Genomic DNA, 18,304 nt, shown 5'->3' on the forward strand with positions numbered 1-18,304 from the left:
ATTAGCCTGTGTGTATAAATTATGCATGCATATTGTTGCCGAAATTGGCACATTAGTCAACTATTTTCTTAACTTCGCAGGTCGTTTAAAAATCAATTTTTAACACGAAAAACAGAGAGAAGGTTCTACAAATAAATAAAAATGGCTGACGATAATTCAAGCAAAGAAGACAGAATAATTTCGATAAATATTGATGAGGAAATGCGATCTGCATACATTGATTATTCAATGTCGGTGATTGTTTCCAGGGCGCTGCCCGATGTCCGCGATGGATTGAAACCGGTACACAGGCGTGTGTTATTTGGCATGCTTGATCTGGGTTTAAATAACAATAAGCCCTACAAAAAATCGGCCCGTATTGTGGGCGAGGTGATGGGTAAGTATCACCCGCATGGTGATAAATCTGTTTACGATACCATGGTACGTATGGCCCAGGAATGGAGTTTACGCTACCTGCTTGTTGAAGGACAAGGTAACTATGGTTCGATAGATGGAGATGAGCCTGCAGCTATGCGTTATACCGAGGCCCGCTTGCAAAAGCTTGCCGAAGAGATGCTGGCCGATATCAACAAAGACACCATCGATTTTCAGTTAAACTTCGACGACTCGTTACAGGAACCAACCGTTTTACCTGCAAAATTCCCTAACCTTTTGGTTAACGGCGCTTCGGGTATCGCAGTGGGTATGGCCACCAATATGGCGCCGCACAATTTATCGGAGGTTATTGACGCCACTATGGCGTTAATTGATAACCGCCAGATAGAGGTTACCGAGCTGATGAAATATGTAAAAGGTCCCGATTTCCCTACAGGCGGTATCATTTACGGTTTTGAAGGCCCGCGTGAGGCGTTAGAGACAGGCAGGGGCAGGATTGTTATCCGCTCAAGAGCCGAGATTGAAACTCACGGAAACGACAGGGAGCGCATTATTGTTACCGAAGTACCTTACCAGGTAAACAAAGCGCTGATGATTGAGCGTACTGCCGAACTGGTGAACGATAAAAAACTGGAGGGTATTTCTGCAATCCGTGATGAATCGAGCAGGGAAGGTATCCGCATAGTTTATGAGATAAAACGCGAAGCTAATGCAGCTATCGTACTAAATAACCTATTCAAATACACCGCGTTACAAACATCATTTAGCGTAAACAACATCGCGCTGGTTAATGGCCGCCCGATGATGCTGAACCTGAAAGACCTGATACACCACTTTGTGGAGCACAGGCACGAGGTTGTAATCCGCCGTACCAAATTTGAGCTTTCGGAGGCTGAAAAACGCGCCCACATTTTAGAGGGTTTATTGATCGCCTTAGATCATTTGGATGAAGTTATCCGCCTGATCCGCGCATCACAAACTCCTGACGAAGCAAGGGAAGGTTTAATCGCCCAGTTTGGATTAAGTGATATCCAGGCACGCGCCATTTTGGATATGACGCTTCGCCGGTTAACCGGACTTGAGCGTGATAAGATCAAAGACGAATACGCGGCCTTGATGAAACTGATTGAGCACTTGAAATCTATCTTAGCTGACGAAGGTTTGAGGATGCAGATCATTAAAGATGAACTGTTAGAGATCAAAGAAAAATACGGAGACGAGCGTCGTACCGAAATGGTTCACTCATCTGCCGAAATGCAGACTGAAGACTTTATTGAGGATGAAGATGTGGTGATCACCATATCACGCGAAGGTTACATTAAACGTACGCCTTTAACTGAATATCGCCGTCAGGGCAGGGGTGGTAAGGGCTCTATCGGAAGCAATAGCCGCGATGCCGATTTTATTGAGCATTTGCTTGTTGCATCCAACCACAACTACATGTTGTTCTTTACCGAATCGGGCCAGTGTTACTGGCTACGTGTATTTGAAATCCCCGAAGGAACGCGTACTTCAAAAGGACGTGCTATCCAGAATATCATTAATATCCCTAAAGAGGAGAATATTAAAGCTTACATTAAGCTAATCAGCCTTAAGGATAAAGAGTACCTGGAGAACAACTTTATTATCATGTGTACCAAAAAAGGTACCATCAAGAAAACTTCTTTAGAAGCATACTCACGTCCGCGTGCTAATGGTATCAACGCCATTAACATTAACGAAGGCGACTCATTATTAGAGGCAACCTTAACTACCGGCAGCAGCGAAATAGTAATGGCGCTTAAATCGGGCAGAGCTATCCGCTTCAATGAATCTACTGTAAGGCCAATGGGACGTACCGCAACGGGTGTTCGTGGTATTACTTTGGATGATGAAACAGACGAGGTTGTTGGTATGATCAGCATCAACGACAGTGAAACAACTGTGTTGGTAGTATCAGAAAAGGGTTACGGTAAACGTACTGATATTGACGACTACAGGGTAACCAACCGTGGCGGTAAAGGTGTAAAAACTTTAAATATTACCGAAAAAACCGGAAACCTTGTTGCCATAAAAGGTGTTACTGATAAAGAAGATTTGATGATCATCAACAAATCGGGCATTATTATACGTATCGCCGTAAGTGAACTGCGCACAATGGGCAGGGCTACGCAAGGTGTACGCCTGATAACGCTTAAGGGTAACGACGAGATTGCTTCGGTTGCTAAAATTGAGCACGACGAGGATGAAGAGAAGGAAATTGATGAAAATGCAGAAGCAGGTGCAGCCGACGAAAACGAGGCAACCGAAAGCAGCGAAGAATCAAAAACTGACGAACCACCAACTGAATAACAAATATGCAGTGCCGTAAAATTGTTTTATCGGTTTTAATACCATTCATGACTACAACTTTCGCCTTCGCTCAGTCCGAAGCGCTGAAAGTTGTAGTTAATAACCTTGCTTTCTATAAGCAAAGTAAAGATTTGAAATACCTGCGGGCAGCAAAAAAATCGGCAGATAGCCTGGTAGTTACCAAATCAGACTCAGCAGATTTAGCCAGGAATACCTACCGGGCTTTGATTAACGCGAGTATTTTATTTATCGATTCTGCAAATACGTTGGGCCAGCCAGCCACGTTATTGGCACAGACATCGGACCTTACCGACAAACTCTCGGCCAAAAGCAAGATATACAATTATCAGCCCGAAATGGATTATGTAAAACGCTGCCTGGCTAACGTTTATATCAGGAAAGGATTTGAATTTGTAAATAATTCCGATTTCGCTAATGGGCGGCAGTCATTTGAAAATGCCAAAAAATACGCCCCTAATTTTAAGCAAATCAATGATTACATAGCCTATGCCAATAATAAGATGGGTAATTTGGTAGATGCGGCTAAGTATTACAGTAACCTATTAGCTGTAGATAGCACCCGTACCGAGTACATTGAAACTGCGTCGAGTATTTATAAATCATTAGGTGATACTTCAAAAGCACTGCAGATACTAAAAAAAGGCAGAAAGCTTGTACCAAACGATCGTTTTTTACTGCTTGACGAAGCGAACATATATAACAATTTAAAGGATTACAAAGCGTTGGAGCCATTAATTGCCCAACTACTTGATATTAATTCAAATAACGCCGATATTGCATTCGTAGCGGCCAATTGCTACGACCATCTGAACAAATACGACCAGGCCGAATCGCTCTATTTACACACTATTGAATTAAATGGATCCGCTTATGATCCGGCATTTAATTTGGGTTTGTTATATCTAAAGCAAAGTGCTTTAACAAAGCAGGAGGGGGAGAGTGATAGGAATATCGGCATGGCTATTCAATGGCTCGAAAAGGCTAACGAAATATCGCCAAATAACGTAAAAGGTTTGCAAGCACTGCAAATTGCGTATGCAAAAACCAATAACAAGGATCAACTTGATAAGATAAACAATAAATTAAAACAGCTAACTAATTAATAAAACATGAAAATCAAACTTTTGATGGCTGGCCTTTTGGGCTTAGTTTCAGCAACAACGTTTGCACAAAAAGGCGAATTGAACACTGCCAAATCAGAATATGAAAAGTATGAAGGTTTAAGAGGTACACCTTTAGCCAAAGCAAGTTTAACAACTGCCCGTACATCAATTGACAAGGCTGCCGCCAATGAAAAAACGGCAACATTGCCGCTTACTTACGCATTAAAAGGCGCAATTTATTCAACCTATGCCAACCAGGATACGGTAGCTGCTACTTCATTACCGTTATTTACAGCTGCAGAAGAAGCTTTGAAAAAAGCCAAGGAGTTGGATACGAAAGGCGAGAATAAGCAACTGATTGAAACCGGCAACCTGAATTTGGCTCAATATCAACTTACAAAAGGTGTTGCTGAATACGGAAGTGGTAAATATGACCTTGCTTATAAATCGTTTGATTATTACCGCACCATATTACCTGAAGATACCAATGCTATTTATTACACCGGGTTATCGGCAGCAAATTCAAAAAACTATCCTGCTGCAATATCAAATTACACAAAGCTGGTAACAACCAAGTTTTCAAAAGTGCAAGGTGTATATCTTGATCTGTCGTCTGTTTATTTATTAAATGCAGATACTGCAAGCGCGCTCAAAGCAGTTACAGAAGGCGTTGCAAAATTCCCCAACAATGCAGAATTACGCAAGAGAGAAATAGAAATAAGCCTGCAAACCGGTAAAGAAAAAGAAGTATTGGAAAAAATTCAAACTGCTTTAGCCGCCGATCCAAAAAACAAAACGTTGTACTATTACGCTGGATTAACCTATTCACAAACAGCCGAGGCACTTGGTAGAGAGCAAACTAAAGCAAAAGATGCAGCTACAAAAGCCAAATTACAGGCAAGCAAGGTTGAGAATTATAATAAAGCTGCAGAAATGTACAAAAAGGCGTTAGAAATAGATCCTAACTATTTTGAAGCCAACTTAAATTTAGGTTACGTTATCATCAACCCAGCGATTGATGATTATAATGCAGCTAATAAATTACCAGCTAACAAACAAAAAGAATATGATGCCGCTATTGCAAAAGCCAAAGCGCAATTTGAGGCAGCAAAACCATATTTGCTAAAAGCTGCAGACTTGAATCCAAAATCTGTTGATGCATTAACAAACTTACGCACCTATTATCTGGGCGTAAAAGATGATGCAAATGCAACAAAAATCAAAGCTCAGTTAGACGCAATTAAGTAATTGAAAGAGGGAAGGCTAAAAAAGCCTTTCTTTTTGAAATATCAATTTAACATAATGTTAATTATGTAATAAATGATAAATGTTGATATCTTGCTTAAATGCTCATTTTTGTCAGCATGGTTTAATCTTTCGAGTTAAAACCCTGCAATCCAATAAGCAGGCATTAATCTTGCGTGCTTATCTCAAAAAATAATAAATACAAAACACATATGGATTTACAACTTAAGGGCAAGGTTGCTTTGGTAACAGGCTCAACTGCAGGTATTGGCTACGCGATCGCCAAATCATTAGCCGGCGAGGGCGTCCGGGTGTACATCAATGGCCGCGATCAAACTAAAATTGATGCGGTTGTCGATAAACTAATCGGCGAAACCGGTAACAAAGACATTAAAGGCATCGCTGCCGACTTTTCGGATAAACAGCAAATTCAAAACCTGCTAACTCAATTACCGGAGGTTGACATCCTTGTAAACAATGTAGGTATTTTTGAACCGAAAGAGTTTTCGGCAATTACTGATGAAGACTGGTTTAAATTTTATGAAGTAAATGTGCTGAGCGGCGTGCGTTTATCACGCGCCTATTTTGATAAAATGATAGCCAAAAACTGGGGTCGCATTATTTTTATTTCGAGTGAATCGGCGCTGCAAATTCCCGCCGAGATGATTCACTACGGAATGACCAAAACGGCACAAATAGCAATTGCCAGAGGATTAGCCGAACTGACTAAAAGCACTGCCGTTACCGTAAATTCAGTATTGCCCGGTCCAACCTTCTCCGAAGGCGTTGGTGATTTTATAACAGCCTTAGCCAAAGATCAGGGTTTGACAGACGCTGAAATGGAGAAAGAATTTTTCGAGAGCGTGCGGGGTACCTCTCTGATTAAACGTTTTATAACGCCCGATGAAATTGCCAGCCTGGTAACTTATGTAGCGAGCCCACTTTCGGCAGCCACCAACGGCGCAACTTTAAGGGCCGACGGTGGTGTCATAAAAACCGCGTTTTAACCACCCCGGATTTACTAAAAACACCGTAAATTTTACCATAAAAATTCAGGGATTTTTATGGTAAAATTTAGAAGATAATTACTGCTTTTTAGACGTATCTTTTTTGGCTGTATCCGTTTTAGCAGTGTCAGTAGTAGCTGGTGCCGGAGTAGTTGTAGAGGCCGAATCCATCTTTGTGCTATCAGATTTGCCGGCGTCTTTAGTCGAACTACATCCTGTTGCAATTGCGCCTGTCAAGGCCGCGACTAATGCGAAACTTAAAATTTGCTTTTTCATAGTTATTGATTTAATAGTGTGTATCGTTTTTAATGAACATACTAATTAACCTGATAAGCCTGATATTGTTTAAACAAGTTTGCACATTAGTTTAAATTTTTGAACTTTTTTAGAAATAAATTGAAATTAAACTGTCAATTTTTGTTTCACTATTGAACTATTTTGTCATAAATTTCAGATATTTAAATTCTATGGTTGTATCGGAACGAGTGTTAAAGTGGGCAATGCGTTTGTACCCTCCCCTCCTTTTGCAACGCATCTGGGTAGTGGGTTTTGATAAGGGTTATAAGGGGGTTAAAGTAAAAATCAAAAAAAGCTTTTTAAACAATAATTATAATAATTCAATTTTTGGGGGTACACTTTTTGCCGCTGCCGACCCGTTTTACCCACTGTTATTTTATCAATTGTTTACAAAAAAAGGATACAGGTTAAAGGTTTGGTCAAAATCAGCAACTGTAAAATATTTAAAGCCGGGTTCTTCCGATCTGCATTTTAAGATTATATTGGGCGATGCTGAAATCGCTGAGGCAGAGGATATATTGAAGACGGTTGGAAAATACACAGGCCATCATCCCATTGACATTTATGATAAAGACGGTGAAATATGTGTTTCATTAATGAATGAGGTTTATGTACGTAACCTGGATTTTATCGATCAGAATTTATAATTTTAGCTGATGACTACTTTTATTGATGATACTCGTTTTAATGAGAAAGGTTTTATAATATCAACAGATAAGCATTTATTGCCTATTGACGTTATATACAATTATTTAAATGATGATTCCTACTGGGCCCAGGGTATCTCGCGGAAAACGCTTGAAAAAGCGATAGAAAATTCCATGTGTTTTGGCGTCTATAAAGAAGGTGCTTTCGCCGGTTTTGCCAGGGTTGTTACAGATAAAGCCACTTTTGCGTATCTGTGCGATTTGTTTATTTTACCTGAATTCAGAAAACTGAACTTTTCAAAATGGCTGATGCAAACCATCGTTAGTGATTCGGATTTGCAAGGATTGCGTCGTTGGTCGTTAGCTACAGCCGATGCTCATGGCTTATACGAGCAGTTTGGATTTTCGCAATTAAGCAAGCCCGAAAACTGGATGGAAATATTTACACCATATATAAAACCTCAGTAATTAGTTTAAGGAAGCGGGACGCATAATGAATATAAAAAAACTGATTTTTGAGGGCGAGGGAGTTAAACTCGATTTTAAAAAGACAATTACCAGTTGCGAAAAGATAGCCAGAACAATGGTATCATTCGCCAATAATAAAGGTGGTAAGCTATTAATTGGCGTTGCCGATGACGGAAGCATTAAAGGGGTAAAATCTGAGGACGAAGAGCGTTACATGATAACAAGGGCTGCCCACATGTTTATCAGGCCGGCGTTGGAACCTACTTTTGAAGAAGTGTATGTTGACGACAAACTGGTATTGATAGTGGATACGCCATCCAGCGACCTTAAACCCCACTATGCCCTTGCCGACGACGGTAAATGGTGGGCTTATGTAAGGGTGAAAGATAAAAGCGTATTGGCCAGTAAAATTGTACTTGAGGTGCTTAAAAGGTCGTCAAGTGAGGAGGGGGTATTAATAGAATATTCAGATAACGAAAAAACACTTCTCAGTCACCTGGAAAAATCCAACCGGATCACGATAAAAGAGTGCAGTGAACTACTGAAAATGGGGCGGCGACGCACCCAACGTATTTTGGTTGATCTGATACTTTCGGGGCTCATCCGGATTAATACAACCGAAAAAGAGGAATATTATACGGCTTGTTAGTTCGTTCTTTGTCGCGTTCAATCGTTACTTTTGCACCCCTGCAAAATAAGTCATGAAAGCCATATACCATAAATACCGCCCATTTTATAGCGAGAGTTTAAAGCTGGCTATCCCGGTAATGATATCGCAACTTGGGCATATCATGGTTCAGATATCAGACTCAATCATCATTGGTCATTTTACCAATAAAGTATCATTGGCCGCGGTTTCGTTAGTAAACAGCTTGTTTATGATACCGCTTGTTGTGGGCATGGGGATATCGTATGGCTTAACCCCGCTCATCGCTCAAAATAATGCGCGCAAGGATTTTAAGGAATGTGGTTTATTACTATCAAATAGTTTAATGTTAAACCTCCTGACCGGCATTGTCTTGTTTTCGGCGATATATTTTGGTACGTTGCCTTTAATTGGCCATCTCGGGCAGGCACCATCAGTGGTAAAAGCGGCCACACCTTATCTTTTCTTGTTAAGTCTGTCAATTATTCCGCTGCTTATTTTTAACACATTTAAGCAATTTGCAGAGGGCTTGGGTTTTACCAAGCAGGCTATGAAAATATCTATTTGGGGAAATGTGATCAATATCTGCCTGGGAATTATATTTGTTAAAGGCCTGTTCGGTATCCATCCTATGGGTATAAAAGGAGTTGGTTACAGCACACTGATTGATCGTTGTATTATGGCAATTGTAATGTCTTTTTACGTATTTAAATCCCCCATATTTAAAGGTTATTTAAAGAGTTTTGCTGTCAAAAACATCGATCGGCTGCGTGGCTTCCGGATCTTGAAAATTGGTGCTCCGGTTGCCTTGCAGTACATTTTTGAGGTTAGCGCATTTGGTGGCGCGTCTATTTTAATAGGTACCATTGGTGTAAACCAGCAAGCGGCTCATTTGGTTGCGCTTAACCTCGCCTCGGCTACTTATATGATGGCCACCGGCGTATCAGCTGCGGCTGCGATAAAATCGGGTAACTATTTTGGCGTCAGCGATCACAAAAACCTGCGGCTTGCAGCTATATCTAATTATCATATCGTATTGATATTGATGGGCATAACAGCAGTTATTTTCGCTGTTGGTCGAAATTATTTACCCTGGATTATAACCTCCGACAAAAACGTTATCATCATAGCTTCGCAATTACTGATAATAGCGGCTTTTTTTCAACTTTTTGATGGAACGCAGGTTGTTGGCCTGGGCGTATTGCGCGGAATGGGAGATGTAAATATTCCAACTTTTATCACCTTCCTGGCTTATTGGGTAGGCGGTTTGCCAATCGGTTACTTGCTTGGCATCAAATTAAAAATGGGCGTTTATGGCGTTTGGTACGGCCTTGTATTGGGTTTGGCTATTGCCTCTGTGCTGCTTTTCTGGAGATTCAACCTGATCAGCAAACGTCATAGGGATACAACAGTACCGATATTAGCGAAAGATTAAAAATATAAATCAATAGCTGCTTTAAAAGTATTGCAGTGTGCATCCACAATATCCCTGATTTGTGGCGAGTACCCCCCTCCCATGCTTACCTGCACCGGAAAATTATTGTTGATACATTGCTCAAATACAAATCTGTCGCGTTCTTTACAGGCTTCTTTGCTAACAGATAGTTTGCCCAGTTTATCGGTACTCAAAACATCCACGCCCGATAAGTAAAAGGCAAAATCTGGTTTTTGCTGGCTGATTAACTTTGGCAGCGTTTTATATAAAATGTCCAGATACTCTTCATCGCCAATTCCATCTGCTAACGGGATATCAAGGTCTGATCTTTCTTTTCTGAAGGGGAAGTTTTTGTCACCATGCATCGAAAATGTAAATACACGCGGTTCATTTTCAAATATTTGAGCAGTGCCATTTCCCTGGTGGACATCTAAATCAATGATTAAGATAGATTTACATAAATTGCTATTTAACAAATAATTAGCAGCAATTGCCTGATCATTCAACATACAAAAACCCTCGCCCCAGTTTGTGCCGGCATGGTGTGTGCCACCTGCTATGTTAAACGCAATCCGGTTAGTGAATGCTGATAAACAACCATCGATAGTTCCCTTAGCGATTCTTAATTCGCGCTCTACCAGTCGCGTTGATATAGGGAATCCTATTCGCCGCTGTTCTTTTGTGGGAAGTGTTAAATCGCGAAGTTGCTGCCAGTAATATTTGTCATGGGTTGTAAGTACAATATCTTCGGCCAGCACCCCGGGCGAGAAAATATCTTCGGGTTTGACAAGTCCTTCGTGTAGCAGCTGTGCAGGGGTCAGTTCATACTTCAGCATCGGGAAACGATGTCCTTCGGGCAGCGGATGAGCGTATATCGGGTCGTAGGCTATTTTAAACATATTATTAACCCAGGATCTCCCCTACGTGTTTCTGGATATTTTCGCAAATATTATCCAGGGGAAGGTCATTGGCGTCGTATCCAAATGGGTCTTCAATTTCCTCGGCAAGTAACTCAATGCTGGCAAAAACAAATAGTACAAAACCGATAATCGGTATAGCCAGATATTTCATCTCGAACGCCCATGTAAATGGAAGCGTCATGATATAGGTGAAGATGAATTTCTTGATAAAAACATTGTATGAGAACGGTATCGGGGTTTTTCTAATTCGCTCACAAGCTCCACAAATATCTGTAAATGAAGTTATTTCAGTTGTTATACTAAACAATTGCTCCGGGTTTATAACCCCCTGTTTGTTAAGCTCATAAATACGCCCGATAATAGCAGATGCCACCTGGTTAGGCACATGTTTTTCTGCATCAATAACAACAAAGGCCTGTTCTTCTGGTATATAAATATCCCGAAGGTGATTTCGTAACACTCTTGCATATAACGGAATCAGGTAGTTGAAAAACGCCCATTCCTCTTCACCAATAAGGAATTTTAGTTTTATGGCCAGGTTACGGCTGCTATTGGTTAAGCTACCCCATACTTTCCTGCCTTCCCACCAACGGTCATAAGCCGAATTTATCCGGAAGGCCAGCAATAATGATAATACAAAGCCCACGGTCTGATGTACAAAGCTTACTTTTTTGAGGAGGCTGCTATCTGGTAAATGCCAAAAATCTATCAGCAGATAAATTACGACACCGGCATAGGCACTAACGGCAATAATCAACGGCAGAAGCTCGCGCAGGGTGTCGGCTTTATTGAGTTTAAAAATAAAAGAGAACCATTCTTTGGGATTGTAATAAACCATATTGATAATTTACTTTACAGCTTCTATGGCATTTGCCAGGTGTTTTGCTGTATGATACACATCCTGGAAGGAATTGTATAATGGAACCGGGCTTAGGCGAATCACATCCGGTTCGCGCCAGTCACCAATTATACCGTTTTCGGCCAGGTAATTGAAAATCGCTTTGGCATTCCGGCTGCAAACTATCGACAACTGGCAACCGCGATTAACTTCCTTTGTCGGAGTGATAATGCTAAAAACATTCTCACCCAGATCTTTATTAATCGCGTTGATCAAAAACTCCAAATAGCCCGTTAGCGCAACGCTTTTCTTACGAAGAGTATTGATATCACCTAGGGTATCGAAAATAGCCATAGAGGCCTTAAACAAAGCCAAAAGAATTATCGGGCTGGTGCTCACCTGCCACCCTTCGGCGCCAACGGCAGGATCAAAACCCGGAGCCATTAAAAAGCGCTTATCGGCGCGGTAGCCCCACCAGCCTGCAAGGCGGTTCATTGCTTTATCTGCGAAGTGTTTTTCGTGCACGAATATTCCGCTGATACCGCCAGGGCCCGAATTCATATACTTGTACGAGCACCAGCAGCCGAAATCGGCTCCCCACTCGTGTAACATCAACGGCACGTTACCGGCAGCGTGTGCTAAATCGAACCCGGCGTAAGCGCCGGCTTCATGGGCAGCCTTAGCTATAGCCTGCAAATCAAAAAACTGGCCCGTGTAGTAATTTATTCCACTAAACATTACTAAAGCTAATTCATCACCGTGCTCTTTGATGCAATTTAAGATATCTTCGGTACGTAATGTTACTTCGCCTTCGCGTGGAAAAATCTCGATAACAGCATTTTTAGGATCAAGGCCATGAAACTTAACCTGGCTTTCCATGGCGTACTGATCTGATGGAAAAGCGCCGCCTTCCATAATAATTTTAAACCTTTTACTATCTGGCTTATAGAAACTTACCATTAGTAAATGAAGATTTACTGTAAGCGAATTCATGACAGTAACCTCCTGCTCCTTAGCACCTACAATATTAGCTATCGACCTGTTAAGGGGCTTGTGGTATTCCAGCCATGGATCACTTCCCTGGAACCAGCCTTCAACCGCAAGATTTTGCCAGTTTGCCATTTGATCGGCGATATATTGAGCAGCAGATTTTGGCTGAAGGCCAAGAGAATTACCACAAAGGTAAATGGCATCCTTTCCCTTATGTTTCGGGATCAAAAAACGATCTCTGAACTCTTTCAATGGATCAAGTTCGTCCTGTTCAATTGCAAATGCTAAGCTGTTTTGGTAATTCATTGTCCAATATTACAAAAAAAGGCATTTTAAACCGGGTTATTTATTGGGTTTACTCACGTATTTATTGCCTTTTACATAAAACCGATAAGGTAAAAAAGCATCTTCGCCAGCATAACTTACCCCAATACGGGGGCCGATAGCAATTTGTTCATCTGTAAAACTAAGACCACGGTCCTCTATCCAAATGGTATCGCTTTGCAAACTTATCGCGTTGATATTGCGGGAGATACCTAACGACTTAGCCACCGAACCCGGCCCCGCCGTAATAGTGGGCTTAAGTATGGGTATATTGCGCCTAACCTGCATGGCCTCAATGCCATCCGTAGGGTTTATTGCACGGATAAGTATAGCATGGGGTGTACCCTCAACATTAGTTACTATATTAAACATCTCATGAATGCCATAGCACAGATAGACGTAAGCTATGCCGCCTTGCATAAACATGGTTTTGGTACGGGGAGTTATCCGGTTACCATACGAGTGAGATGCCTTATCAATTATTCCATTATACGCTTCTGTTTCAACAATATAACCTCCGGTTGTTACACCATCGATACAGGTAAACAAGTACTTGCCAAGCAGGTTTTTACTGATGGAAACTACGTCGTTTCCTAAATAATAATCCTCGTTTAATTTCATTACTGATGGAGGATTGATTTTAATAATTTGTTTATTTCTGATGCTTTATCAAAAATCATAATGTGCGTACCTCCTTTTACAATGGTGGCATCTTTTATTTTTTTGTAATCAAAAACCAAATCTTTATCGCCGGTAATGTGGTAGATGTTTGCGGGGATAATATCATTTTTCCATGCTAAAATAGCACTCATCGCCCACTCGATAAACACAGGTGAAGTACCTTTCAGCATCTCCATGAACACCGTTGCGTCACCTTTAGCCATCCTTCCGAACACCGGCCTGATCATAGAGCCCATCGAGGTCATCAATTTACCTGAAATGAGTTTTTGAACTGGAACATTTCGGAAAAAGCTAAAATAACCCGGAGCCTCGTCGCTAATCTTGATGCTGGATATCAGGATCACTTTTTCCATCGGTAAAATTTTGGCAATTTCTACAGCGAGCATTCCTCCCAGCGAGTTGCCAATTACTATTGAACCAGGTTCTATATTGTATTGATAAATAAGCTTTTGGGCGTACGTAGCTAAAGTATCATCTTTGCTTGGCTCTATCCAGTTTATATGTATAACCTCATGGCCGTGAAGGTCGATATTCTTGTAAATCCGGGTGTCGGCACCAAGGCCCGGTATAATGTATATCCGGCTCATTAAAACTTAATCAGTTTTACTATTTGCTCTAGGAACAAAGCATCAGTTTCATCAAACTGATCAAGCAACTCGCTGTCTACGTCCAGCACGCCTGCAACAACATTGTTATGGAATACAGGTACTACAATCTCCGACCGGGAAAGCGAACTACATGCAATATGACCAGGAAATTCCTCAACATCCGGCACCACTAAAGTTTTGGCCTGCTCCCAGGCAACGCCGCAAACGCCTTTGCCCAATTTAATACGGGTACACGCCACCGGACCCTGAAACGGCCCCAAAACAAGCTCATCATTTTTTACCATGTAAAAACCCACCCAAAACCATTTAAACTGCTCTTTTAAAGCAGCGCTAATGTTCGCCAGGTTGGCCACTAAATCGGTTTCGCCATCAAGTAAAGCTGCTATCTGGGGTACCAGTGTAGTATATTGTTCCGTTTTGTCGGTTGATGCGGTTATGTTTAAATCCTCTGCCATAACGCAAAGATGGATAATTTGGCAGCAAGTATTTTAGTCCAAAAGTCAATTTTTGCATATTAATTTAAACCTTAAACAAGCACTTTTTTAACAAAAGTACTACCAAACACCCATCTTCAAATTTCAAATCCTCAAATTTCAAATCGATTTAAATATTCCCCTTTTTCAACTCATCCGCTGCAAAATTTGCAGCCCGAGCGGTTAACGCCATATAAGTTAAGGATGGATTTTGGCATGCCGACGACGTCATGGCCGCGCCATCGGTAACAAAAACGTTTTTGGCGTCCCAAACCTGGTTATGCTCATTCAGCACCGATGTTTTAGGATCGCGGCCCATACGCGCTGTACCCATTTCGTGGATGCCATCGCCTATATTGTGGCCCCGGTCGCTCGTTTTTACGTTTTTAACTCCGGCACTTTCCAGCATCGCTTTAGCTTCTTTTACAATGTCGATACGCATTTTCATTTCATTTTCCCTGATAACCGCATCCATAGATAAAATTGGCAACCCCCATTTGTCTTTACGGGTTTTATCAAGGGTGATTTTGTTATCGTGGTAAGGCAGCAGTTCGCCAAAGCCGCCTATACCTATTTGCCAGTCACCTGGTTCGGTTATTGCATCTTTGTATTGCGCGCCAATATTCATTTCGGCTATTTCACGGCTCCAGCCGGTACGGCTTGCGGCACCCTGGTAACCAAAGCCACGCAGGTAATCGCGCTTATCGCCAAATAAATTGGCAAAACGCACAATATAAATTCCATTGGCACGCCTGCCGTAATAATACTTGTCTTCAAACCCTTCAACCGTGCCCGATGCACCTAAATTATAATGGTGATCCATAATATTGTGCCCCAGTTCGCCGCTACTGCTACCCAGGCCACCCGGCCAGATATCTGTTGCCGAATTCATCAATACCCACGCGCTGTTTAAGGCAGAAGCATTAACAAATACAACCTTGGCGTAATATTCATAAGTTTTGTTGGTTTCGGCATCCAAAACCTCTACACCTTTTGCTTTCTGCGTGTCTTTATCGTATAATATACGGGTAACAATGCTGTACGGCCTCACCGTTAAATTACCGGTAGCCAAAGCGGCCGGTAAGGTAGACGACTGCGTACTAAAATATCCCCCAAACGGACACCCCTCCCAACACCTGTTTCTGAACTGGCATTGTGTACGGCCGGGTATAGCGGCCGTAAGGTTAGCAACGCGGCCTATGATCATATGCCGTGTGTCGTTATAATTCTTTTTTATTCGGGCGGCTACATCCTTTTCTACCCAATTCATATCCATTGGTGGTAAAAAATGTCCGTCAGGTAAGTGAGGTAATCCTTCTAACGACCCACTTATCCCGGCGAATTTCTCCACATGGTCATACCAGGGTGCCAGGTCTTTGTAACGGATGGGCCAATCAATGGCCCAGCCATCTTTTGCGTTGGCTTCAAAATCAAAATCGCTCCAGCGATAACTTTGGCGCCCCCATAAAATAGAGCGGCCACCCATTTGGTACGATCGCCACCAGTTAAACGGCTTAACCTCGTGATAAGGCGCTTCCTGCTCGTTTACCCAATAATCCATAATAGGTTCCTGGGCGCCCCAGTTACGTGAAATTACCGGGCGTGCCTTGCGCTGCTCCTGTGTTACAGAACCGCGGTGCTCAAAGTCCCACGGATCTTTGGCCGCTGTTTTATAATCTTTAATGTGTTCAAAGTTCCGGCCGCGTTCAAGCATAATGGTTTTTAAGCCCCTGCCTGTTAGTTCTTTAGCCGCCCAGCCGCCGCTGATGCCCGATCCTACAACAATAGCGTCATAAGTATTTCCGGCTTTGGCGCTGCCGCTTACATTGTTTAATGGCATAATCTCGAATTGGTTATGAGTAAATTAGGTAATGGTTTCTCAATTGGATAAAACAATATTATCAATTAAAATTAACTAAAGCAATCGATTGAAATATTTTTTATGGAAGCACAACAGTGGGCCCTTGCTTTCATGCCCCTTCGCATTCATGCCAAAATTTTCTACTTTTACCATGTCTCCATAATCTTATATGCTTCAAATCAGCCATCTTTACATATACCCTATAAAATCACTCGGCGGTATTCAGCTAAAATCGGCCGAAGTTACTTCCCGCGGTTTTAAATACGACAGGCGCTGGATGCTGGTTGACGAACAAAGCCGTTTCCTTACGCAGCGTGAACACTCCCAGATGGCGCTGATAAAAGTAGCTATTGAAACCGACGGTTTATTGGTTAGCCATCATTTATATGGCTCGATAAAAGTGCCTTTTGAATTTGACGCAACTACTTTACACGAGGTGGCAATATGGGACGATACTACCACAGGCATTTATGTTAATCATAGCATTGATGATTGGTTTAGCAACGTTTTAGATATCAGATGCAGGCTAATTTATATGCCCGATGACACCGAGCGAGAGGTTGACCAGCGTTATGCACAACCGGGGATGATAACCTCTTTTGCAGATGCGTATCCTTTTTTGCTGATAGGCCAGGCCTCACTTGATGACCTGAATAGCCGCCTGGATGATGCTTTGCCAATGGATAGGTTCCGCCCGAATATTGTTTTCACGGGCGGGGAGGCATTTGAAGAGGATTTGATGAACCACGTTAATATCTCCGGCATCAGTTTTTATGGTGCTAAACTTTGCGCCCGCTGTGTGATGACTACCGTCGACCAGCAAACAGGTACAAAAGCTAAGGAGCCGCTAAAAACGCTTGCCAGGTATCGTTCCAAAAATAAAAAGATACTTTTTGGACAAAACCTGATACACCAGGGTGAAGGATTTGTTACTGTTGGGGATACCCTTGATGTGTTAAGCACGCACAATGAAGACAGATTTATTGTAGAAAAAAGGAATTAATATAATGAAACCCACCGTTACTATTGAATATTGCCCCAAATGCGGCTGGATGATGCGGGCAGCCTATATGGCGCAGGAATTGCTTACTACTTTTACCGGTGATATTTATGGTGTAACGCTGCATCCAAGTGAAATTAGCGGAAGATATTCGGTTTTTATTGATGACGATGTAATCTTCGACAGAAAAAAAGAGGGGCGTTTTCCGGAAATTAAGGAACTGAAGCAATTAGTACGTGACAGGGTTAATCCCGAAAAAAATCTCGGCCATTCCGATAAAAAATAAAAATCGGTCAATAAATACCCGGTTTCATTGAAATTATATATTTAAAATACCTGCTTTTGTTCGCCAGGAAGTAAATAGTTCGCATTCTCCCCTGTTTTTATAATCGTCAAACATATTGATTTTGTGATTTTTCAAGAGAAAGTCAATTTTATTATAATTTAAAAGGTAAATAATATAGTATCGTTGTACTCTATAGTTTTAGTGGATTATTTTATTTAATATTGTTTAACTTTGTGAGTTTTTATTTAAAAAAATGCTTTCTAAAAAAACTAAGTACGCTATTAAGGCATTGGTGATCCTGGGCAAAAACATGGATCAGCCGCCTATGCAAATTTCGAGAATCGCTGAGGCAGAACGAATTCCCAAAAAATTCCTGGAGCAAATTCTGCTCGATCTGCGTAATGCTGGCTTCCTTTATAGTAAAAAAGGAGCTGGTGGCGGTTACAGCTTAAATCGCGATCCGAAAGAGATTTTCCTGGTAAGCATTATGCGTATTACCGATGGCCCCATAGCCATGGTACCCTGCGCCAGCCTGAACTTTTACCACAAATGCGATGAGTGCCACCAGGAAACTACCTGTGGTATCCGCGATGTGTTTGTTGATGTACGGGATGCTACACTTAAAATTCTGAGCGAGACCAGCATAGCAGATATTATCACCCGCGAACAGACTCTTATCAACGTTTAACGTTATCATAAAACTGTCAAATAACAGTTTTTTCAATTAAATTCTACCATTTCCCTATAC

The 18,304-nt window shown here is 41.6% G+C and carries 19 protein-coding genes; 11 read left to right on the top strand and 8 right to left on the bottom strand.

Translation table 11 applies throughout. The features are described 5' to 3' along the window. Positions 1-141: 141 nt before the first annotated feature. The 4 genes from gyrA to AC1DV1_RS25000 all read left to right on the top strand — a co-directional run bounded on the left by gyrA (position 142) and on the right by AC1DV1_RS25000 (position 6,082). Entirely contained in the window at positions 142-2,706 is a 2,565-nt protein-coding gene (gyrA, locus tag AC1DV1_RS24985) for a DNA gyrase subunit A (RefSeq protein ID WP_477365211.1), read from the top strand. A 47-nt stretch (positions 2,707-2,753) separates the two neighbouring features. Next, positions 2,754-3,830: a tetratricopeptide repeat protein gene (locus AC1DV1_RS24990; protein ID WP_477365214.1), complete on the top strand. Its 1,077-nt coding sequence runs from the start codon at positions 2,754-2,756 to the stop codon at positions 3,828-3,830. A gap of 6 nt (positions 3,831-3,836) precedes the next feature. Then, positions 3,837-5,078 (top strand): tetratricopeptide repeat protein, encoded by a 1,242-nt coding sequence (locus tag AC1DV1_RS24995; protein WP_477365217.1) that lies wholly within the window; start codon positions 3,837-3,839, stop codon positions 5,076-5,078. A 209-nt stretch (positions 5,079-5,287) separates the two neighbouring features. After that, positions 5,288-6,082 carry an SDR family NAD(P)-dependent oxidoreductase gene (locus tag AC1DV1_RS25000; protein WP_477365220.1) on the top strand — a complete coding sequence of 265 codons (795 nt, stop codon included), beginning with the start codon at positions 5,288-5,290 and terminating at the stop codon, positions 6,080-6,082. Between the two features lie 78 nt (positions 6,083-6,160). On the opposite strand, the gene AC1DV1_RS25005 is transcribed toward AC1DV1_RS25000, so the two are convergent. Further along, entirely contained in the window at positions 6,161-6,358 is a 198-nt protein-coding gene (locus tag AC1DV1_RS25005; protein WP_477365223.1) for a hypothetical protein, read from the bottom strand. 224 nt (positions 6,359-6,582) lie between these two features. On the opposite strand from AC1DV1_RS25005, the gene AC1DV1_RS25010 reads away from it, so the two are divergent. The 4 genes from AC1DV1_RS25010 to AC1DV1_RS25025 are packed head-to-tail and all read left to right on the top strand — an operon-like array spanning position 6,583 to position 9,575. Continuing rightward, complete coding sequence (locus AC1DV1_RS25010) at positions 6,583-7,026, top strand: DUF4442 domain-containing protein (RefSeq protein ID WP_477365226.1); 444 nt, start codon at positions 6,583-6,585, stop codon at positions 7,024-7,026. A gap of 9 nt (positions 7,027-7,035) precedes the next feature. After that, a complete protein-coding gene (locus AC1DV1_RS25015) occupies positions 7,036-7,494 on the top strand; it encodes a GNAT family N-acetyltransferase (protein ID WP_477365229.1) in 459 nt (152 codons plus the stop codon). Between the two features lie 25 nt (positions 7,495-7,519). Beyond that, the gene (locus AC1DV1_RS25020) at positions 7,520-8,143 is read left to right on the top strand and encodes an AlbA family DNA-binding domain-containing protein (protein WP_477365233.1); all 624 of its coding nucleotides are present in this window, start codon (positions 7,520-7,522) and stop codon (positions 8,141-8,143) included. A gap of 52 nt (positions 8,144-8,195) precedes the next feature. Then, on the top strand, positions 8,196-9,575 hold the full coding sequence (locus tag AC1DV1_RS25025) for an MATE family efflux transporter (RefSeq protein ID WP_477365236.1): 1,380 nt from the start codon (positions 8,196-8,198) through the stop codon (positions 9,573-9,575). On the opposite strand, the gene AC1DV1_RS25030 is transcribed toward AC1DV1_RS25025, so the two are convergent. From AC1DV1_RS25030 to AC1DV1_RS25060, 7 genes are all read right to left on the bottom strand, one after another. Next, positions 9,572-10,474: a histone deacetylase family protein gene (locus AC1DV1_RS25030; protein ID WP_477365239.1), complete on the bottom strand. Its 903-nt coding sequence runs from the start codon at positions 10,472-10,474 to the stop codon at positions 9,572-9,574. The two genes, AC1DV1_RS25025 and AC1DV1_RS25030, sit on opposite strands and share 4 nt — an antisense overlap. 4 nt (positions 10,475-10,478) lie before the next feature. Next, on the bottom strand, positions 10,479-11,333 hold the full coding sequence (locus AC1DV1_RS25035; RefSeq protein ID WP_477365242.1) for a bestrophin family protein: 855 nt from the start codon (positions 11,331-11,333) through the stop codon (positions 10,479-10,481). A gap of 9 nt (positions 11,334-11,342) precedes the next feature. Continuing rightward, a complete protein-coding gene (kynU, locus tag AC1DV1_RS25040) occupies positions 11,343-12,629 on the bottom strand; it encodes a kynureninase (RefSeq protein ID WP_477365245.1) in 1,287 nt (428 codons plus the stop codon). Positions 12,630-12,665: 36 nt separating this feature from the next. Then, entirely contained in the window at positions 12,666-13,268 is a 603-nt protein-coding gene (locus tag AC1DV1_RS25045; RefSeq protein WP_477365248.1) for a DNA-3-methyladenine glycosylase, read from the bottom strand. Beyond that, positions 13,268-13,915, bottom strand: a complete 648-nt coding sequence (locus tag AC1DV1_RS25050; protein WP_477365251.1) for an alpha/beta fold hydrolase — start codon at positions 13,913-13,915, stop codon at positions 13,268-13,270. The genes AC1DV1_RS25045 and AC1DV1_RS25050 overlap by 1 nt, the downstream gene beginning before the upstream one ends. Beyond that, a complete protein-coding gene (locus AC1DV1_RS25055; protein ID WP_477365254.1) occupies positions 13,915-14,391 on the bottom strand; it encodes a GAF domain-containing protein in 477 nt (158 codons plus the stop codon). The genes AC1DV1_RS25050 and AC1DV1_RS25055 overlap by 1 nt, the downstream gene beginning before the upstream one ends. A gap of 148 nt (positions 14,392-14,539) precedes the next feature. Next, on the bottom strand, positions 14,540-16,249 hold the full coding sequence (locus AC1DV1_RS25060) for a GMC oxidoreductase (RefSeq protein ID WP_477365257.1): 1,710 nt from the start codon (positions 16,247-16,249) through the stop codon (positions 14,540-14,542). Between the two features lie 190 nt (positions 16,250-16,439). Between AC1DV1_RS25060 and AC1DV1_RS25065 the strand changes: the two genes are divergently transcribed. From AC1DV1_RS25065 to AC1DV1_RS25075, 3 genes are all read left to right on the top strand, one after another. Beyond that, entirely contained in the window at positions 16,440-17,273 is an 834-nt protein-coding gene (locus tag AC1DV1_RS25065) for an MOSC domain-containing protein (RefSeq protein ID WP_477365260.1), read from the top strand. Positions 17,274-17,277: 4 nt separating this feature from the next. Beyond that, the gene (locus AC1DV1_RS25070; protein WP_477365263.1) at positions 17,278-17,556 is read left to right on the top strand and encodes an Rdx family protein; all 279 of its coding nucleotides are present in this window, start codon (positions 17,278-17,280) and stop codon (positions 17,554-17,556) included. 253 nt (positions 17,557-17,809) lie between these two features. Then, positions 17,810-18,244, top strand: a complete 435-nt coding sequence (locus tag AC1DV1_RS25075) for an RrF2 family transcriptional regulator (RefSeq protein WP_090647684.1) — start codon at positions 17,810-17,812, stop codon at positions 18,242-18,244. Positions 18,245-18,304 lie beyond the last annotated feature (60 nt).

It is taken from the genome of Mucilaginibacter sp. P4_D1, from assembly GCF_056401935.1.

Coding starts and splice junctions, on each gene's coding strand:
- AC1DV1_RS25065 (WP_477365260.1), top strand. CDS start 16,440: ATGCTTCAAATCAGCCATCTTTACATATACCCTATAAAATCACTCGGC.
- AC1DV1_RS25045 (WP_477365248.1), bottom strand. CDS start 13,268: ATGAAATTAAACGAGGATTATTATTTAGGAAACGACGTAGTTTCCATC.
- AC1DV1_RS25055 (WP_477365254.1), bottom strand. CDS start 14,391: ATGGCAGAGGATTTAAACATAACCGCATCAACCGACAAAACGGAACAA.
- AC1DV1_RS25025 (WP_477365236.1), top strand. CDS start 8,196: ATGAAAGCCATATACCATAAATACCGCCCATTTTATAGCGAGAGTTTA.
- AC1DV1_RS25020 (WP_477365233.1), top strand. CDS start 7,520: ATGAATATAAAAAAACTGATTTTTGAGGGCGAGGGAGTTAAACTCGAT.
- AC1DV1_RS25010 (WP_477365226.1), top strand. CDS start 6,583: ATGCGTTTGTACCCTCCCCTCCTTTTGCAACGCATCTGGGTAGTGGGT.
- AC1DV1_RS25050 (WP_477365251.1), bottom strand. CDS start 13,915: ATGAGCCGGATATACATTATACCGGGCCTTGGTGCCGACACCCGGATT.
- AC1DV1_RS24990 (WP_477365214.1), top strand. CDS start 2,754: ATGACTACAACTTTCGCCTTCGCTCAGTCCGAAGCGCTGAAAGTTGTA.
- AC1DV1_RS25070 (WP_477365263.1), top strand. CDS start 17,278: ATGAAACCCACCGTTACTATTGAATATTGCCCCAAATGCGGCTGGATG.
- kynU (WP_477365245.1), bottom strand. CDS start 12,629: ATGAATTACCAAAACAGCTTAGCATTTGCAATTGAACAGGACGAACTT.
- AC1DV1_RS25015 (WP_477365229.1), top strand. CDS start 7,036: ATGACTACTTTTATTGATGATACTCGTTTTAATGAGAAAGGTTTTATA.
- AC1DV1_RS25005 (WP_477365223.1), bottom strand. CDS start 6,358: ATGAAAAAGCAAATTTTAAGTTTCGCATTAGTCGCGGCCTTGACAGGC.
- AC1DV1_RS25030 (WP_477365239.1), bottom strand. CDS start 10,474: ATGTTTAAAATAGCCTACGACCCGATATACGCTCATCCGCTGCCCGAA.
- AC1DV1_RS25035 (WP_477365242.1), bottom strand. CDS start 11,333: ATGGTTTATTACAATCCCAAAGAATGGTTCTCTTTTATTTTTAAACTC.
- AC1DV1_RS25000 (WP_477365220.1), top strand. CDS start 5,288: ATGGATTTACAACTTAAGGGCAAGGTTGCTTTGGTAACAGGCTCAACT.
- AC1DV1_RS25075 (WP_090647684.1), top strand. CDS start 17,810: ATGCTTTCTAAAAAAACTAAGTACGCTATTAAGGCATTGGTGATCCTG.
- gyrA (WP_477365211.1), top strand. CDS start 142: ATGGCTGACGATAATTCAAGCAAAGAAGACAGAATAATTTCGATAAAT.
- AC1DV1_RS25060 (WP_477365257.1), bottom strand. CDS start 16,249: ATGCCATTAAACAATGTAAGCGGCAGCGCCAAAGCCGGAAATACTTAT.
- AC1DV1_RS24995 (WP_477365217.1), top strand. CDS start 3,837: ATGAAAATCAAACTTTTGATGGCTGGCCTTTTGGGCTTAGTTTCAGCA.